Origin of the sequence: Parabacteroides timonensis, assembly GCF_900128505.1 — a bacterium.
Classification (GTDB): Bacteria; Bacteroidota; Bacteroidia; order Bacteroidales; family Tannerellaceae; genus Parabacteroides; species Parabacteroides timonensis.
The window spans coordinates 3,902,558-3,921,339 of record NZ_LT669941.1; the positions used below are offsets into that span (position 1 = coordinate 3,902,558).

At 41.0% G+C, this 18,782-nt stretch carries 10 protein-coding genes; all 10 read right to left on the reverse strand.

Features of this window, described 5'->3' with window-relative positions:
• Nucleotides 1-315 precede the first annotated feature (315 nt).
• The 10 genes from BQ7394_RS23265 to BQ7394_RS23310 all read right to left on the reverse strand — a co-directional run bounded on the left by BQ7394_RS23265 (nucleotide 316) and on the right by BQ7394_RS23310 (nucleotide 18,678).
• A complete protein-coding gene (locus BQ7394_RS23265) occupies nucleotides 316-1,206 on the reverse strand; it encodes a YitT family protein (protein ID WP_075559572.1) in 891 nt (296 codons plus the stop codon).
• Between the two features lie 172 nt (nucleotides 1,207-1,378).
• Entirely contained in the window at nucleotides 1,379-2,521 is a 1,143-nt protein-coding gene (locus BQ7394_RS23270; RefSeq protein WP_075560205.1) for a glycoside hydrolase family 43 protein, read from the reverse strand.
• A 4-nt stretch (nucleotides 2,522-2,525) separates the two neighbouring features.
• Nucleotides 2,526-3,410 carry a TIM barrel protein gene (locus BQ7394_RS23275; RefSeq protein ID WP_075559573.1) on the reverse strand — a complete coding sequence of 295 codons (885 nt, stop codon included), beginning with the start codon at nucleotides 3,408-3,410 and terminating at the stop codon, nucleotides 2,526-2,528.
• 51 nt (nucleotides 3,411-3,461) lie between these two features.
• On the reverse strand, nucleotides 3,462-4,670 hold the full coding sequence (locus tag BQ7394_RS23280) for an alpha/beta hydrolase family protein (protein ID WP_075559574.1): 1,209 nt from the start codon (nucleotides 4,668-4,670) through the stop codon (nucleotides 3,462-3,464).
• Between the two features lie 137 nt (nucleotides 4,671-4,807).
• Nucleotides 4,808-7,984 carry a DUF5107 domain-containing protein gene (locus BQ7394_RS23285; RefSeq protein ID WP_075559575.1) on the reverse strand — a complete coding sequence of 1,059 codons (3,177 nt, stop codon included), beginning with the start codon at nucleotides 7,982-7,984 and terminating at the stop codon, nucleotides 4,808-4,810.
• A gap of 251 nt (nucleotides 7,985-8,235) precedes the next feature.
• Entirely contained in the window at nucleotides 8,236-10,113 is a 1,878-nt protein-coding gene (locus tag BQ7394_RS23290) for a GxGYxYP domain-containing protein (protein WP_087880619.1), read from the reverse strand.
• Nucleotides 10,114-10,126: 13 nt separating this feature from the next.
• Nucleotides 10,127-12,682, reverse strand: coding sequence for a beta-glucosidase (locus BQ7394_RS23295; RefSeq protein WP_075559577.1), 2,556 nt, complete (start codon nucleotides 12,680-12,682; stop codon nucleotides 10,127-10,129).
• 87 nt (nucleotides 12,683-12,769) lie between these two features.
• Nucleotides 12,770-13,462: a DUF3823 domain-containing protein gene (locus BQ7394_RS23300; RefSeq protein ID WP_075559578.1), complete on the reverse strand. Its 693-nt coding sequence runs from the start codon at nucleotides 13,460-13,462 to the stop codon at nucleotides 12,770-12,772.
• A 14-nt stretch (nucleotides 13,463-13,476) separates the two neighbouring features.
• Nucleotides 13,477-15,240 carry a RagB/SusD family nutrient uptake outer membrane protein gene (locus BQ7394_RS23305; RefSeq protein ID WP_075559579.1) on the reverse strand — a complete coding sequence of 588 codons (1,764 nt, stop codon included), beginning with the start codon at nucleotides 15,238-15,240 and terminating at the stop codon, nucleotides 13,477-13,479.
• 12 nt (nucleotides 15,241-15,252) lie between these two features.
• Nucleotides 15,253-18,678: a TonB-dependent receptor gene (locus BQ7394_RS23310; RefSeq protein WP_235848808.1), complete on the reverse strand. Its 3,426-nt coding sequence runs from the start codon at nucleotides 18,676-18,678 to the stop codon at nucleotides 15,253-15,255.
• Between the last annotated feature and the right edge of the window lie 104 nt (nucleotides 18,679-18,782).

Genomic DNA, 18,782 nt, shown 5'->3' on the forward strand with positions numbered 1-18,782 from the left:
CTACCTCTTTAAAAATAAAAGGTCGGAAATAATCCTGCTAGAATTAACAACCTCACGGATGCAAATATAGCTCATTTTGTATTACAATAGGTTAAATCGGGAAGAAGAATGTACGTCTTAAATTATCATTAAAACTCCCCACTTATTTTCTTAAGTGGGGAATTTTACCCATACTAGTGGGGGTTTATCCCCATTATAGTGGGTTCTTTTCCCCATTGCAGTGGGGAGAACTAAGTAGAAAAGGCTCTTCTACAAACTATTCAGGCACGGAATATATGAATTCCGTGCCTGAAAGAAAATGATTATAAGTCTTATTTATTTTACTTTGATATGATCGAACCCTTCCCCATACACACCGATAACGGCACTCTGTGAAACAAAGGCTTCCGGATCTATATCTTTGATCAAACGGAAAATAGTAGTCGACTCCCGCTTTTTTGCCAATACGAACATCATCTTCACTCCGAGCCCTGTATACAAGCCGGTTCCGTCTATAACCGTTACACCCCGATGAAGATCTTTATTGATACGACGTCCTATCTCTTCATGTTTCTTGGAGATTATAAAAAATTGTACGGATTGACGGGCGCTATTCACAACCTGGTCGAGTACAAAGCTGGAAATATACAATGTAGCAAAACCATAAACCACCTTTTCCCAATCATGCAGGACAAAATAACTAGAAGAAATAATGATCATATCCGTCATCAGAATAACACGTCCCAGAGTAATATCCCTGTATTTGTTGATAATGGCAGCAATAATATCCGTACCACCGGAACTACCGTTAGCAGAAAATGCAATGCCGATACCGCTACCACAGAAGGAAGCACCGATAACACAGGCCATGAACGGTTGATTACCCAGTAAATGCAAACCTGCTGTTGCACTCTGGATGATCGGCAGAATAGTCGTCATGACCAATACGGCAAAAATGGTCTTTACACTGAATTTCCAACCCAAGACAATCAGGGAAGCGATCAATAACCCGCCATTAATTGCAAAATACGTGTACTGGACATTCAGTCCGGTAGCCCAATACACAATAGAAGCAATACCCGGCACCCCTCCGGTAGTAATGTCGTTGGGCAAAAGAAAAACTGTCCACCCAATAGCATAAAAAAGCATGCCCAGAGCGATCATCAGATAATCGTGCAGCTCTCTCAGCATTAACTGCCTTGAGGTAATCGATAAAGTTGATTTCATTTCAAATGTTTATTTTAATATCGTTATAATGATCACCATGCCTAAAAACAAATTTTGCAGCCTCACCAAAACGAAGCTGCAAAATTAATGAAGATTAAATCAATTTATCGGTATGATCCGATGAATTTATAAAAAAGGGATTGTTAAATTTCTATTACAATGGACCAGCCGGTCAGTAACTCCATTTATCATGCCATTCTATGATCGGTTGATCGCCCTCGAAACGGATAGGCAGCCAGATATAACGACCATCTATTGCATTGTCGGGAGTCCAGCGATCACCCATATAAATGAATTGTTCCGGTTTACCGGGAGTCGGTAAAACATAGGTACTTTGGGAATGGAAGGAGAGATCGGCATCAGCCCCTACAAACGGATTTTGCAGTTCTTCCCAGGGTCCCCAGATAGACGATGCCATAGCAGAGCGTCCGGCATTCGGAGCCCATCCTGTACAACCGGACATGATCAGATAGTATTTCCCGTCACGTTTGAACATAGCCGGTGCTTCCATAAAACGACCCGGAAAGAAACGGGCATAGGTTCCGGAATAATTCGTATAGTCATCTGTCAACTGAGAAATATGTAAAGTACTGTTCTCTTCAGAAGAATAGATATGGTACGCTTTACCATCGTCATCTACAAAAAGATTCATATCACGCGCCATCTGTCCGCCTTCCATATCACGTCCGAGCAGATTCAGACTGTCCGGATGAGCAGGTAAACTACCACCGGTGAACTGGCTTCTATCCGATTCAGGAACGCCCTGTTTATGAATCTCCTGTACATTGATCGGCCAATGACCCGCATTAGGACGTACGGCACGAAGAAATTGATAAGGACCTGTCACCTTATCACTTACAGCAATACCGCTAAGTGCACCGGAGTACCCCGCTCCTTTCGGTTCCAGGTGAAACCACATTACATAATTGTTATTCTTCTTGTTATAGATCACTTTCGGACGTTCCAGGATACACCCCTCTGCAATGCTATGCGAAGGATCGTCTTTCACAACAGATAAAGCAACACCTTCATCTTTCCAGTTATACAGGTCTTTGGAAGAATAACAATGAACACCGACCAGGGCATTATTACCGGCGGTTCCTTCCGTCTTATGTTCGCCAAACCAGTAATAAGTATCTCCGACATGAAGGATCCCTCCCCCATGGGCGTTAATATGCACACCTTGATTATCCGGCCATAGTTCTCCCGGAGTAAAAACTCCTCCTGACTGCTCCGTACCTGTTTTACTTTTACAACTCACAAAAGTAAAAGCAAACAACAACACACATATCTGTATAAACCGAACTTTCTTCATACGGCTATACATCACAGATACGAATACATTTTTCAAGAGAAGCAATCTTGTCCTCCTGGCGAGGTACAAATTCCTGACCGACAAATCCTTTATAGCCGGTTTCCACTATCGCCTTCATGATAGCCGGATAATAAAGTTCCTGTGTCTCATCGATCTCTGCACGTCCGGGGTTTCCTCCGGTATGGATATGGGAGAAATATTCGTGGTACTTCTGAATATTTTCAATGATATTGCCTTCCATAATCTGCATATGATAGATATCATACAGAAGCTTAAAGTTAGGAGAACCGATACGACGGCACAGTTCCACTCCCCAAATAGTATGATCGCACTGATAGTCCTTATGTCCTACGCTATTCAGCAGCTCCATTGTCAGGACGACATTATGTTTCTCTGCCAACGGCATCAAGCGTTTCAATCCTTTCTCACAGTTTTCCCATCCCTGAAGATCTGTCAGTCCGTTCCGTTTGCCGGAGAAACAGATCAGATTAGTCAATCCCGCCTCAGCGACCATAGGAATAACCTGCTCGTAGCTGGCTACCAGTTCATCATGCAACTTAGGATCATTGAACCCGCGGTCGATACCCAGTCCGGCCCCCTGGCACATAGCCACAGTCAACCCGTGTTTTTGTACGACCGGCCAGTCCTTCGGATCAAGTAGCTCGATCGATTCAATCCCTATATTCTTGCATATTCCGCAAAACTCATCCAACGGATAGCTGCCGAAGCACCATTTACTAACGGAATGGCGGATATTACCTTTCAAGGGTTCCTTTGTTTCTACTTTCTTCTTTTTCGCAGGATTGGCGGCATCCAGTCCGGATACGGCTAATGCAGCACCACCTACCAACGCGGTCTTAATGGCTGTTCTTCTTGAGATGTTTTCCATGTTATTCAGAATTGATAATTAATTTAGATGGTACAAATATAAGAAAAGAATCTATTTCAGCACCTTATCGATCCACGGTAACACCCATTCTTCTTTAAAATAATGATTCTTCGGATCGACATTGACCAGATCGAAATAGGTATCCCGATCGATACCCTCCGGAACTTCTTCTATTTGCTTCCGGTCTTTCGGATCGGCAAACTTCTTATAATGATAGAACGTGAAGTTATCCGGTTTACCTGCTATCCGATAGGCTTTACCGATCAGGTCGAAATCGCGGTCGAGGCCACCTTCCGTACAAATAACCGGACGGGGAGCCAAAGCCGCAACCAGATCGGGAAAGTCAAATTGCGTCAGAAAGCCAGGTATCAAATGCTCAATAGAATTCGGGAAAGGACGTGACCCTTTCGGATCCGGTTTCGTCATAACTAAAATCCTTTCGAGCGTACGACACAGGAAATCATTATAAACAAATGCATAGATGGACGGATCCAAAGCGCCCAATACCATTAACGGTTCGGTCCCCAAAGAGAAACCGCTGACGATGATCCGCTCTTTATTCACAAAATCCTGTTCTTTCATCCAGTTCAGGACATTCCAATCCTGATAAGCGGTAAGTCCCAGATAACTCCATCCCATTTCCAGTAAAATACGGGATGTATTCAAATAATCAAAATAGCCGTTGTCTGAAAGCTCGGCACAGGAGGTATTATCCACTGCAACAGCCACCAATCCTCTCCTCACATAATGTAAAGCCATTGCCCCCTTCTTTACGGGCTCGACAGGGAGTGAAGTCAACTCATAATCCCCTTCGGTTTCACCCGCCAGCCCTTCTTTGCTACCTCCAAATCCGGGTATGCAAAGCACAGCCGGAGCTTTATGACCGGCATCGACACCATCCGGAATCAAGACAAGATAAGGAACGACACTGCCCGGCAACGGATAGGACTCCCATTTCTCAACCCGATAGCCATCCCGCTGAACCGTTTTGATACAAACCGGAGCCGGTACATCCGACTGTTCCGGAAAATGCATCAACTCTTTCATTGCTGTACGCAGACCGGATTGCCATTCCTTAAACTCCGCAGGTGTAAAGGACGGATCAAAGGCATAAGCCGGTTTCATTTGCTTCAACATATATTGAACAGAACCTCTGGAACTCAGGAAACGTCCGTCCTTACGACCGGTAGTTATCTGAGCCTGCCCTATCACCGGCATCACAAACAAAAAAGCCAACAAGCTATTAATAAATTTATTCATGGTAAATCTTTTTATGAAAGTGCGTCAAAAACCATTAGCGACCGCAGATGACGCAGAATACGCAGAGGCTCGCAGATTTTTATATTAAAATAATATGATCTGCGAGATTCTGCGCCTGTCTGCGTAGTCTGCGTTCCTTAATATCGACTTCTGATACCTTCTATTGAAAACAGACGAACGATCAGACCAAAATTAGAATCACGGAAAGAGGCCTCCCAGGGCGTCGTATCCGTTTGGTCATTTCGTGACTGAAGCATTCCCGCAGCCTTTTCTTTTTCTCCCCGATAAATAGCCGTACACCATTGTGCTACACGATTTTCAGGGAAATCCATACTCCAGGCAGCTACCATACGATCTGCTTCCTGTACTTTCCCCGACTCGCGCAGAGCCAATGCACTTAACAGGTTACCGGAACCAAAATGAGAACGGGAGGTTTTATATCCGGCTACGGCAGATAATAAAGCGGATGCTTTCCGGCTATCTCCCTGCTCTGCCGCCGCTTTTGCTTCCAGATAATCCTCCAGACGGCTGTCGATCATATCGTCATAAGGTTTTCCGACACCCAGATTCTCCGGCCACTCTTTAGAGGCTTCCACGCTCTTCATCACCTGCTTATAATTCTTATGGCTCAATTGTTCCATCGCCCGGTACAAATTTGCCTCACGGTAAACAGCACGTCCGGCATACGAACCTTCATTCGGAAGAACCTGCATCCGGCTCAACAGAGAGATACAGGGTTGATACTGGCCTGTCTCACACAAAGCCTTCGCATATTTCAGACCGATATAGTAGTTTGACGGATATTTCTTCGTATACTTCTTTCCCGTCTCAACAGCTTTCTGCCACTGGTTATTCGCGACATAGTGGTTGATCAAAGCAAATCCGGTACGCCATGACATCTCTATCTGCTCTGCTTTCAACAGGTCAGCCAACCGGGATTCGCCCTCTTTTAAAGAGGCACGGCTTAAATAGAATGGTGCATAGTCGGCTTCACCACAATTCTCCAGCAGTTCCAACGCCTTTGCCTTATCCTGGTTAGCCCACCGGATCAAAGCTTCATAATAATCGATCTTCCAGTCCGGCTGTACCGTCTTCGCCCATTCCAACGCTTTCAAAGAAGAAGGACGGAAAGGAAATACCATTGCCGGAGAGAGAGCTCCGGCGCGTTGCAACATTCCGCGGCTTTCATCGTCGTTGCCAGCCTGATGTAATAAATACGCCTGTTTGTAAAGAGCAATCGGATAGTTACCTGCGCACGACAGGAGAGACAATGCTTCTTCTGTGCAACCGACCGATTCATACCATTCAGCCAGTTCCATATAGGTTTCAAAAGGCAGCTCGTTGCGAATCAACGACTGAAGATCATCGATAGGATGACCGGAGCCTTCACCCTGGTAGAGCTGTTCAAAACGTGCCGCATGATACAGCGGAAGGTCTTCCAGCAACGGGTCGATAAGCGCTTTGGCTTTCTCCGGCTGATTCGTCTTACGATAAACCACCATTAAAACATGGTCAGCACTCAGATTCATTTGATTGAACTCTTTACTTCTCAAGGCATAATGTTCAGCCTTTGCCCAGTTCTTATCGAGCAGGAACATTTCAGCTAATTTCTCATAGGCTGCACTACGGACTCCCGGAGAATAAGAAGCTACAGAAAAGCCGTCTTTAGCATCCGTATGATTTCCCAATGCCATGTTGCATAATCCATACAGATAGTTGACATCTCCATCGTACGTATTAATGCTTAACGCTGTTTTACAACGGGCAAGCGCTTCGTCATAACGTCCCTGACGATAATAGAGGGAAGCAAGATCAGTCAGTGCAGGCACGAAATAAGGATCTTTTTCGAGGGAAGCCAGTAAAAACTTTTCTGCCTTGTCGAGTACTTTCTGATTCATCCATTGCTCTCCCTGCGTATAAAGACCATATACCGAGTTCCAGTCAAAATCGGCAGGCAGTTGTTTCGGGCGACTGGTGATGTTATCCGAAGGTACCTCTGAATACACCAGCAAGTCCTCGCCTACCACGACTTTCAGCCGACCGGCGGCAACAGCCTTATTCAATGGGATAGAATCTTTCCAGGTTTCCAGTACACCGCAGTTCAACGGGATGGAGTTCATTTCCTTTTCTCCTTCATAGAGTTTTATGGTTGTAGATAATTTCTGCAAAGGAGAGAAATATAACTTCAGAAAGCCATCTTCCCTCAACACGTTAAGCGCTCCGATACGGCTCGCCTTTGAGACTCCTTTGATTCCTTTTACCGGGAACCAGTACTCAGTCCACCTGTCGGTCGCCTGCGGACCGAATGCCGTATGTTTATAAGGAGTTAAGCTACTATTGGAAGCCGGCTGGTTATACATGCGACCCGATTGCAGTTCGATATACTGGCCGTCCGTATCCGTCAGCAAATCTTCCCAGATACCTCCCTCCCGGGAAAGACCCCAAAGGAAAATCTTCATACCCAGTTTCTCGTCATAATCGGCATGATGGATGGAGCCAAAATCGTTGTCATGCCAGTAAGCACCGTAGAAATCGTTATACTTCCCTACGATATGATAAGATTTGGAATTACCGAAGTCGTTCTTTTCATAACAGGAGATGTCGCGGCCCTGTTCATCCAAAGGGAAAGAATGGAGTTCACCACCATGTCCGATATAATTGGTTCCGGGATAGCAGAACTCGGCATTCCCCGCTGCCGGATAGCCGGCATTCATCCACTGATAGTAAGGCTGGTCAATGGATGAACTGTTATGCCAGGTCGTTGTCGTCGTAAAGTAAGCCTTATCTTTCGGAAGATTCACCTCCACGGTCCACAGTGTCCGGGTAACCAGTTCATAGGAAGAGACATAACAACTCACGCTTCCGTCCGGTTTCTGCCGGGTCACATAGTCGACCGGCGTACTGGAAGTCGGTGCATGACCAATGATACCGAAGTTGAACTCGATACCGCCCGATGTCCAGGGACCACGCATCGCAATATCACGGAATTTCACGACATGGTTGTTGTAGATAAACTCCTTACCGGTCGTTTTATCTACGGCTCCCCATATCTTTCCACCTATCTCGGGGAAGAGGGTCAGTTTGATATAATCATTTTCAAGAGAGACTACTTTCCATTGCCGGTCGGTTCCTTTAGCAGAAAAACCATCAAAACGGAAATAAGGATAGAACAGATCGGAGGGATCCGCCACCGGATCAGGATCAGAGAAAGGATAGGTTTTAACTGTTTGTACCGTTTCTGTAACGGTAGCCTGCTGCGCACATAAAGGTCCCATCGTCGCAACAGTACAAAGAAGAAGGAGAATCTTTTTCATGGTAATTCAGTTTTTCATATGAATATCCGCAATATCGCTAAAAACAATCGATCCGATATACTATTGATTCGGATTTTCGACCAAAGTTAATAAAAGTTTTATCCCATAGAAACTTTTGTTCACCTAAGAGAAAGTTTTATTTCATCGGCATGAAACAAATAAAACTTTCTGGTCCGATATTCAAATAAACATGCGGATATTCATAATTTTTTAGACTCTCCCCCAACTACGGATGAAAGAAGATGTTCTCTTTACGGCCTCTTCTGTTCCAGATACATCCGATATAATTCAAAGAAAGTGGGAGCATCAAGCAATTCTATATCCGGATTTAGTCGATGGACTTCCTTCATTACCTCCACATACCAGGTTGGTGTCTTCAAAATATTTCTAAACCAATGAAAAGGCTTTTCAGATTTGGCAACACATTCCACTATCATAGCAGCAGCCTTACGTGGGTCAGTATCATTAACATCATAGCCGGCCTGCAATACAGGCATCCCTTTATGAAGTAATACCTGCGACGTTTTTTGCGGAACAATACCATTCGGACTAAAAGTAGCATAACAATCCAACCCATTTACATCCAGTCCGGGTGCCTCTCCATCAATAATAAACCCGGTGATACTTAAGCCCCATTGCCGATAATACTTCTGACAATGCTTTGCCCATGCATCCAAACCGGACGGTAATCCCGATAAAGGACGAGGCTCCTGAAGCATACCCGGCATCAGATATCCTGCTCCGTTATCGGCAGCAGCAAAATAATCATTCGGGCTGGCAGTCTCGCGAAAGTTATGCATAACCATTGGAACCCGCTCTGCCAGAACAGGGCTTATGCACCACATGAGCGGGAGCTTTCCCCGGTTCGAATCATCCCAAATCGAAGGTGTGCGTTGGGTGATCCACGAAGAAGCATCGTAATCACCTACATAGAAAATTATATATTTCCGTTTCTTCAAATCAGGCTTTCCCTCTTTATTCAAATATCCCCGTTCTTTTAACTCCTTCCGGGTTACCCAATCTTGCTTATATTCCTTTTTTAAAGGAAAATGCTGCCAAAAAGAAGCATTTGCCAATGCTCCATATCCGATAGCATCCGCATCTTTAAAAGCATTATAAGCACTGATAATCCGAGAAAATTCCCATTCTGTAGGAACATCATCATGACTACCATCTGCATGTTTGGTATATTTGAATGCCCAGGAAGGGAAACCACCAATATAACACATTTTCTCGCCTTTATTTTGATCATAGGCCAACCGCAACATTTGTTGCAATGTTTGCAAATCCGTACCTGGCTGCTGACTTATATCATCTGTTGCCGGTTCGTCACCCCACGGAGACAGGTCAAAGAAAAAAGCCTTTTTACTTATAAAAAAATCATGATTGGTCAGCGTATGATGATTGGGAACTGCCGCATTCGGCTTCTGTCTCCAATATTGGTCGATATAATATGCTGCATACTCCGTATTACATTTTCCGGTTTTCATATATTTCTCGATAAACCAACGATAAGGATCATTTTTGACAGAACCGGTCGATAAGATATTTGTTTCCGGAATGTTTCCTTTTCCGGTAAAGAGCGAAGTTCCGTCTTTATTTACCAACCAGATTTTCACCGGCAATTTCAAACCACCCGATACGACCCGGGCATACAGACTTTCCGAGTCAGTATCATAACGTATAGCTATCAGATTTTCAATACCTGCAACAGCAGAAGCCACATTACTTGTTGCAGGAACATTCGAATCATATACGACAACTCCATTGATTTTATCTCTATAATACCGAATAGCATCCGTCACACATGACAACTCCGTTGTATCACGTTCTGCCAGCCATTCCCCGGGTTGCCGGTATTTATTCCACCAATAATCGTCAATAGAATTTCCACCTTCCTGTATATATTTTATATATAAACAAGGAACATCCCTATTCACAATCCCCTGCAAAGTCGCCATTGTATGCAAATGATCCCATACAGTTTTAACCTGCTGCGGATCATTCAAATCCGCAGCAAGTAAATAACGCATATCGACAATAGTTAAAGGTTGCATATCCGACTGTTTCGAAAAACATAAATCAGACGATATTATAATAGAAATGATCAATAAACACAACTGTTTCATAACAATCTGATTATCATTTATTCAACCAATTAATCTTCAAACGAATATCTTCAGATGAAGCTCCGATCATAAAGGTATAATTACCTTTAGGTGTAACAAATTTATTTTGCTTTTCATCCCATATTCTCAGTTCATCTTTCTCAATATCTATGCCGATCTGCTGATCTTTCCCTTTACCGATAAATACTTTCTTAAACCCTTTCAGTTGTTTAAGCGGGGTTACAATATCCAATTCCGGAAATTTTACGTAAAGTTGGGCAACCTCATATCCATCTCTTTTCCCCGTATTCTTTACAGTAAAATTCAGGCTCAGTCTATCTCCGCTGTCTGCTATCCGGATATTTTTATAGGCAAAGGAAGTATAACTTAAGCCATAACCGAACGGGTATAATGGTTTACCGGTAAAATATTGATAGGTACGCCCTTTGGTTATATCATAATCATCGAAAGGAGGAAGTTCCTTTACACTGTTGTAATAAGTCAAAGGTAATCGGCCTGCCGGATTATAATTCCCGAATAATACTTCAGCAACAGCAGTTCCCCCTTGTTCTCCCGGATACCAGGCATTCACAATGGCTGGTATATTTTCATTAATCCAGTCGATAGCCAGTGAACTTCCTGCAACCAAAACAACTATGGTATTTGGATTTATCTTATAAATTTCACGTATAAACTCTTCCTGATCTTTAGGCAAAGTAATATCACTCCGGTCCTGTCCTTCACGTTCTATACTTTTATTAATCCCGAGTACGGCAATTGTCAACTCACAACTTTTTACAACACTTTCAGCCTCTCCATATAATGAAAGACGATCTTTCTGCCCAGCTTCCGGGACTTTCCAATATAACTTAGCAACCTTATCGCCTCCATTATCAAAATATTCCGCACAAATAGAATATTCACGCCCAGCTTCCAAAGAGACCTCAACAGAGGTTGTTTTAGCAGCATGAGTTTCCCAGGCATCGATAAGTTGCTTTCCATCAATGGATAAACGGCAACCATCATCCGACATAAATCCAAGCGTATAAATTCCACTGACAGCCGGTTTCAGTTTTCCCGTCCAACGTATAGACAAAGGGGAAGAGGGCAGGAATGGATCGGGAGCCTGATTAGCTGGTTCAAAATTGATCCATTCATCTGTTCTAATTTTAGCGGCACCCTCTAAATCCTTATCCGAGAAATATTCAGCTTTCAAACCATCCGGGAAGTATGACTTGGAAATCAACTCATAACCGTCGGCAGAAGAAATCCAGGGAGCATACATGATCTTGACTTTATCTCCCGCCATATTCTTTATTCCGTCCAGAACAGATACGGCATTTCCGACAGGGACTCCGCTATAATCTCCAAATTCGCATGTTCCGGCATTGATACCGACCACAGCGATCGATTTGATTTTATTCACATCAAGCGGCAACATGTTTTTTTCGTTCTTTAGCAAGACAATACTTTGACGTGCCGCTTCCAGAGCCAGTTCCTTATGTGCCGGAGACCCGACAACCGAAGGAGAAATCCGGTTATACGGATTATGTTCCGGATCATCAAACAATCCAAGTCGCATACGCGCCCTCAAAACATGATAGGCTGCTGAGTCGATATCGGCATCGGAGACCATTCCTAACCGGTAAGCATTCAATAAAGGTTCCATATAAACATCATCGCCACATTCCAAATCAAGTCCGGCTTTAATTGCCAACGTAGCTGCCGCTTCTTTGGTTTTGACATATTTATGCCCACTGACCAGTAGCCCAGGTCCTCCACAATCAGATACCACATATCCGTCGAAGTTCCAATCCTGCCGCAATACCTTTTGTATCAGCCAGGTATTCAACGTACAAGGGATGTCATTGACCGCATTATAGGCCGTCATAATAGATTCCGATTTACCGTCTTTTACACAAGCTTCAAATGCCGGCAGATAATATTCCCTTAATAACCTTTCCGAAATACGGGCATTACATTCAAAACGATTATGTTCTTCATTATTGGCTGCAAAATGTTTCGGTGTAGAAACAACCTTCAGGTAACGGGGATCATCTCCTTGTAGTCCCTTTACAAATTGGGTACCTAATATACCTGAAAGAAACGGATCCTCTCCATATGTTTCGGGAGTCCTTCCCCAGCGGGGATCACGAGCCATATTAACTGTCGGTGACCAGAAAGTCAACAAATCACTGAACTGCCCCAACTGTTTTTTCCCTAAGCACAATTCGTTCCAACGAGCGCGGGCTTCGTCTGAAATAGTCGTAGCTATCTGATAATGTAATTCCGGATTCCACATGGCAGCTAAAGCGATAGCCTGCGGAAATACGGTAAACGGCCCCGGTCGAACTACTCCATGAAGAGCCTCGTTTCCATGATAATATTTATCAATTTCCAAGCGTGGAATACCGGGAGAGGTAGCCCGTAATAAACTTATCTTTTCTTCGACAGTTAATATCGATAACAAATCGGTTACTCGCTCATGCAAAGAAGCATTTTCATCTTTATATACCTCTGGCTTCTGTGCATTTATTACTGGAACAGTAAGTAGTAAAACCAAACAAAAAAATAGACTTTTAATTCTCATATTCTTCTACTCTTAAAAAAGAGGTTGTTGCTAATGATTAAAAATTGAACAACAACCTCTATAATTACATTGATCTGCAAATTCGTTTTAATCGACTTTGATTATTTTCGTAAAATTATACCGTTTGTCGGCATTATCAGTTCGGGCTCCTACACGAAGGTAATAAGTTTCCCCTTTTACCAACCCTTTAATTGTTTCTTTGAAAGTCGTTTGTAAGATATCCTCATCCGGTATGTCCTTAAGATCTTTCAGCGGGCTCAAATCATTACTTAATATATTTGTTCCTACATTAGGATTTGTAGATATAAACACTCGGGAATCAAGAATTTTATCCCCAACCTGTTTTCTGGCAATTGTATAAGTAACCTCCATAGTCTCATCATTAATCCGCTTTGCATCTGTTATAGACACCGACAAATAAGGAATAACTTTAAATTCAACATTTACAGAACCTTTAATTTCATGTGTCTGAGATTCCACCGGAAAAAAAGCACCTTCTACCGGAGTTATCTCATAAGTTCCTGCAAATATCTTAGTATTATTGAAAGTTCCGTCAGCCTTCCCCCAAAAATATTCAGGTTCAGGATTATCACTCCAACTTATTTCAGACATTTTTATTCTGAAACCGTTAGGCTGCTCTGTAACCAAAGCCTCACCTGTTATCTGATCTATCAGAGACCCGGAAAGTCTTTCTCCCGGTTCATCATAATTATCCAGTTTCTCGCACGACATTGTCAATGTTGCTATTACAAGCAGCAACAAAATATTTATCTTTTTCATATCTGTATTTTTTATTAATATCCAGGATTCTGTTCTAACTTCGTATTTTTTGCAATTTCCCCAGTAGGTATCTTTGCATAGATACACTTCACATCATAAGTAAATTTAGAACCTGCATATCCCTTTTTAAAAATATATTTATCTTCATCATAGATATAGTAAGGATATAACGCCATAAACTGGCGGTTATTAATTTCAGAATCTATTACTCTCCAACGACGTAAATCCCAAAACGTATGATTCTCAAAAGCCAATTCCATTCTCCTTTCTTTTTGAATCAGTTCAGCAGACAATGCTCCTGGTGCATAAGCCTTAGCTCCGGCTCTTTCACGAATCTGGTTGATACATGCTAAGGCATCCTCAACATGACCTAATTGAAATCCTGCCTCAGCCCGATTGAGCAATATCTCTGCATACCGAATATCAATCCAGTCTTGTTCAGAGCGTCCATTTAAAACAGATGATTTGTCCATATCAGGATTTTCATATTTACGAATAAGGAAACCGGTAACTGTCGTTTCATTATGTCCCATACCACTTTTTCCAATAATACTTTTTCCATTATACAAAGCAGTAAAATCAGCGGAAGTCAACAATTCTCCATTAGGATAAGAAGTGTATATACCTCTTTGCACGTCGATCTCTTCATTCTTAAAAACGTCTCCAGGAAAGATTACAGTAGCCCGTAAACGAGGTTCTATATCTTTAAACAAATCAAAACGTTTTTCATATCTAACCGGATTCTCATCTGTACCAATATTCAAATCAAAAGGATTTCCATTCACATCATCAAATTGCATAACAAAATCCAAAGTCGGATTAAACCTACTTGAATAACCATCCGCACCACGCATCTGATAAGGAATAGTTGCACAATCAAAATTGTGTGTCTTTTCAGGATATTTGTAATATTTTACAAATATATTTTCAGGACTCTCCTCATCCAAAAATAACCTCCAGTAATTTTCGCACTTATCTGAGTATTTATTGTATAAAGAATATTTATTTTCCAATGCCTTCGAAGCCTCATAGCTTTTCTGATAATAAGACTCCGCATCAGCAGCAGGGATACCCAACAAGCCATCCAGTTGTATTTTACCATACTGAGCAATCGATCCAGCATACAGCATAGCTCTTGATTTTAAAGCATATGCGACATATTTATTCACTCTTCCTGCACTTTGGCTAGTTTCAGGAAGCAACTTTATCGCTTCATCCAAATCTTCTGCAATAAAATCATATACTTCCTTTTCAGAGTTTCGAGAAACTTTCAATTCTTCTATACTCTGTTCCGGATAATTCTGAACGGTTTTAATAATAGGAACTCCACCATATCTTTTTACCATTGAGAAATAGTAATATGCACGAATAAAATAGGCTTCTCCCAACCAACTATTACTCTGATCAGATGTAAAAGAGGCACTATACTCCGGGAAATGTTGCAGAAAATAATTTACATTCCTGACAGATCCATATCTCCAATCCTGAAATTTATCCCCATTTATATTATCCCGGACCGCATCTGCCTCACAGCTCAACATTTCCCCCGTATAATTCGCAGAATTCGGATAATTATAAGCCTGGTTAAAACCATCATGATTACAATTAAAATCTTCAATAGGTAAATCTTGATATAAACGTACCAAATATGCAGTTACGCCTGATTCAGATTCAAATGCTTCATTATCTTGTATGATGTTCATAGGAGGAACATCCAAGCTGTTACAGGAAGTAGTTATAGCCATCAAACAGCCTAAAAACAGATTTCTATAATTCATGATTCTTAGATTTTAAAAAGTAATATTTAAACCAATATTATACGATTTTGTTAATGGATACAAATACCCATATGTATCACTAGGATGTTCAGGATCAAGATATTTCATTCCGGTTATTGTAAAAATATTATATCCGCTAAAATAAATCCTGGCACGCTGGATTCCTGTATATTTAAGTACAGAAGATGGTAATGAGTAACCTAACTCCAAACTTTTCAATCTTAAATAATTTGCACTCTGAACAGAACGTTCCGAATCCTTATAATTCGTCGTTTCTCCACGATTAGTTGAAGGATAATAACCCGGAATCCATTCACTGTCAGGATCATTAGGATCTGCTAAATGCCATCTATCCATAAACATACTCAAACCATTCCTATCCCACATAAGAGGACCTTCCAATTGTTCCGGATACTTCACATTACTTTTTGCTGCTCCCTGAAACACCAGATTAAGATCAAAACCTTTCCACTCAGCTCCCAAAGTAAAACCAAAATTTATTTTTGGATAACCTGTAGTAGCAATAGGATGTATATCATTATCATCAATAACACCATCTCCATTCCAGTCTTCATAAGCATAATCACCCGGACGCAAAATAGAATTACCTTTTGAATCCTGAATAGGACTATTATGTGCCTGGTCATAAGAATTAAACTGACCTACATATCCTAAACCCCACCACAAATCATTATACCTGTCCGTATAGTTATCTCTCCAGTTTCTATAAGAGTTTCCTCTCTGAGAGATTTCTTTATATGTCCAGTGGGTACGAGTAAATGAAATATTTCCAGAAAAATAATAATTAAAATCTCTTATTTGGTTTCTATGCGTTAAAGCCAATTCAAAACCTTTAGTCAAATCACCTTCCAAATTCTCCTGTGGCAATCCTGCACCAACAGTTCCCGGTAAACTCAAATTTCTAGTTGCCAGCAAACCATCTCTGTCACGTGAAAAAATATCAAACTGAAATCCTAAAAGCCCTGACCATAAATCCGCATCTAAACCGACATTCAACATTTTAGAAGTATACCATGTAATATAAGGATTCGCCATACCACGCATCCCTAAACCATTCACATAACTATTCCCCATTACATAACCACCACTCGGATAATCGTATCCCGATAAAAACTGATAAGTAGAAGAATTATCATCTCCCATTTTACCATAAGAAGCTCTCAGTTTTAAGTTATTGATGAAAGAGAGAGCAGGAGAGTCCTTCATAAAAGATTCTTCCGAAACACGCCATCCTATAGAACCCGCAGGAAAGAATCCCCATTGATGACCTGATGCAAATTTAGATGAACCATCATATCTAAAACTAAACTCAGCAATATATTTAGAAGAATAATCATAATTGAATCTTCCCACAAATCCTTTATTAACAATTTTCCAAATACCATTCTGATCTGCCAATTTAGTATTCGGCCTATATCCACTACCATCCATTGAACCTTCCTGATTCAACGAATTACCAGCAAACAACTGATCCACAGCATCCATGCTAAGCTGACGTTTAGCATAAAAATTATCCATACGAGATGTACTTTCTTCATATAATGCCAAAACATTAATATTATGTTTCTCATTAAAAGTACGCACATAATTCAATTGAAGTTGTAACAAAGATGATTCATTTTCTCTGAATGAACGTCGTATATCAGATGGCGACTGTGCTTTACTTCCACTATAAACATTTGTCTCTGCGTCATAAGTATATAAAGTATATTCCTTGGCAAATTCTTTAGATTCCCACATCAAATAATCATAACTATATGATGCTTTTGCCTTTAATCCATCTATATAAGGAACATCATATTCAAGATTAAATGTACCTTGAAATGATTTACTATTGTTTTTCTTATAACCACTAATATCAGAATCTGTAATTGCTATCGGATGGTCTGCATCTGCCGCATTATATAAATAATTAGGATTATCATTAGCATATAAAGGCCAAGTCGGAACTTGAGTCCAAATAGATTTATAGACAATCCATGCATCATGATATGGTGAGTTTTTGGTATCTTTCATTGCACCAATAAGCATTTCTGCCTTCAATCTTTTAGAAATCTGCGCACTAATATTTGAACGTATATTAAAACGTTCATAATTCAAGTCTCCACTTTTCCAAAATCCTTCTTGATTAAGATAACCGAAATTCAAAAAGTAATTTACCTTTTCTGTACTTCCTGTGGCACTAAAACTATGTTGTGTCTGAGGAGCTGTTTCATTAATGGCGCTTGATGTCCAATCTGTACTTTGCTTTTTTCCTGTTCTATAAGCATCTATATCATCCTGAGAATACATTGGATCTCTACCATTATTTATAGCATTCTCATTCATCAAAGTCATATATTCTATCGCATTTCCGGTTTCCGGAAGCCCGGAAGCCCGTTGCCATCCGACAGAACCGTTATAATCAAGCTGTAATTTAGTTCCCGCACCTTTTTTTGTTGTGATCAGTACCACCCCATTAGCAGCACGTACACCATAAATAGCAGCTGAAGCATCTTTCAAGATCGATATATTTTCAATCTCATTTGGATCGAGCCGATTCATGTTTTCCCGTGGAACACCGTCTACAATGATTAAAGGATTTCCCATACCACGTATCTCAAAGCTGTTGTTATAAGAACCCGGTTCACCTGACTTCTGAACAACCCGTACTCCCGGAATTTTTCCTGACAACATATTTTCTACGTTCTCATTTTTTGTTGTCAAGATCTCATCCCCGGAAATAGCAGCAACAGCCCCTGTCAAGGTTACTTTCTTCTGAGTTCCATAACCTACAACAACAACTTCTTCCAACTTCTGCGTATCCTCACGCAAAGAAATCGTAACATTTGTACCTTTAACTGTTACTTCTTGTGCAAGAAAGCCAATAAAAGAAACTTGCAATACTGCATTCTCAGGAACCTCAAGAGCAAATTTGCCATCTATATCGGTAATTGTTCCGTTGTTTGTTCCTTTAACTACAATATTAGCACCGGCAATCGGTTCCCCTTCCGAATCCAATACCAAACCTGATACTTCTTTCTTTTGTTGAGCAATCTTACCTGCTGTTTTTCTATCAACTTCAATCAGTATTTGATTATTTATAATCCGGTAGCTATAGTTGTTCTTTTTCAGGATCAAGTCCAAAACATCCTCTAATGATGCGTTATTAACATTTATACTCGTCCTTTGGTTAACATCGACTTCTTTATCATTATAACAAAACAGAAAAGAACTGCTTTGCTCCAACTCTTTCAATATTTCTATAATGGTACAATTACTTTTTTTTATTGAAACCTTATTACTTTGAAGATCTATCGCTGCTAATAAATTGAAAGAAAATAGTAACGAAAATAGAAAACCCATTTCCGCTATGCGAATTATTTTTTTTAATGAAAAGGGTAATAACCTCCATTGCTTAATAATATTATTATGCATAACTTTGTTTTGTATTAGAATGAATACCAGACAGAAAGACCGGACACCACTCCTTTTCTGTCGAATTTAAAATCTCTGATACTGAAGTTGGGGAGTAATTGATA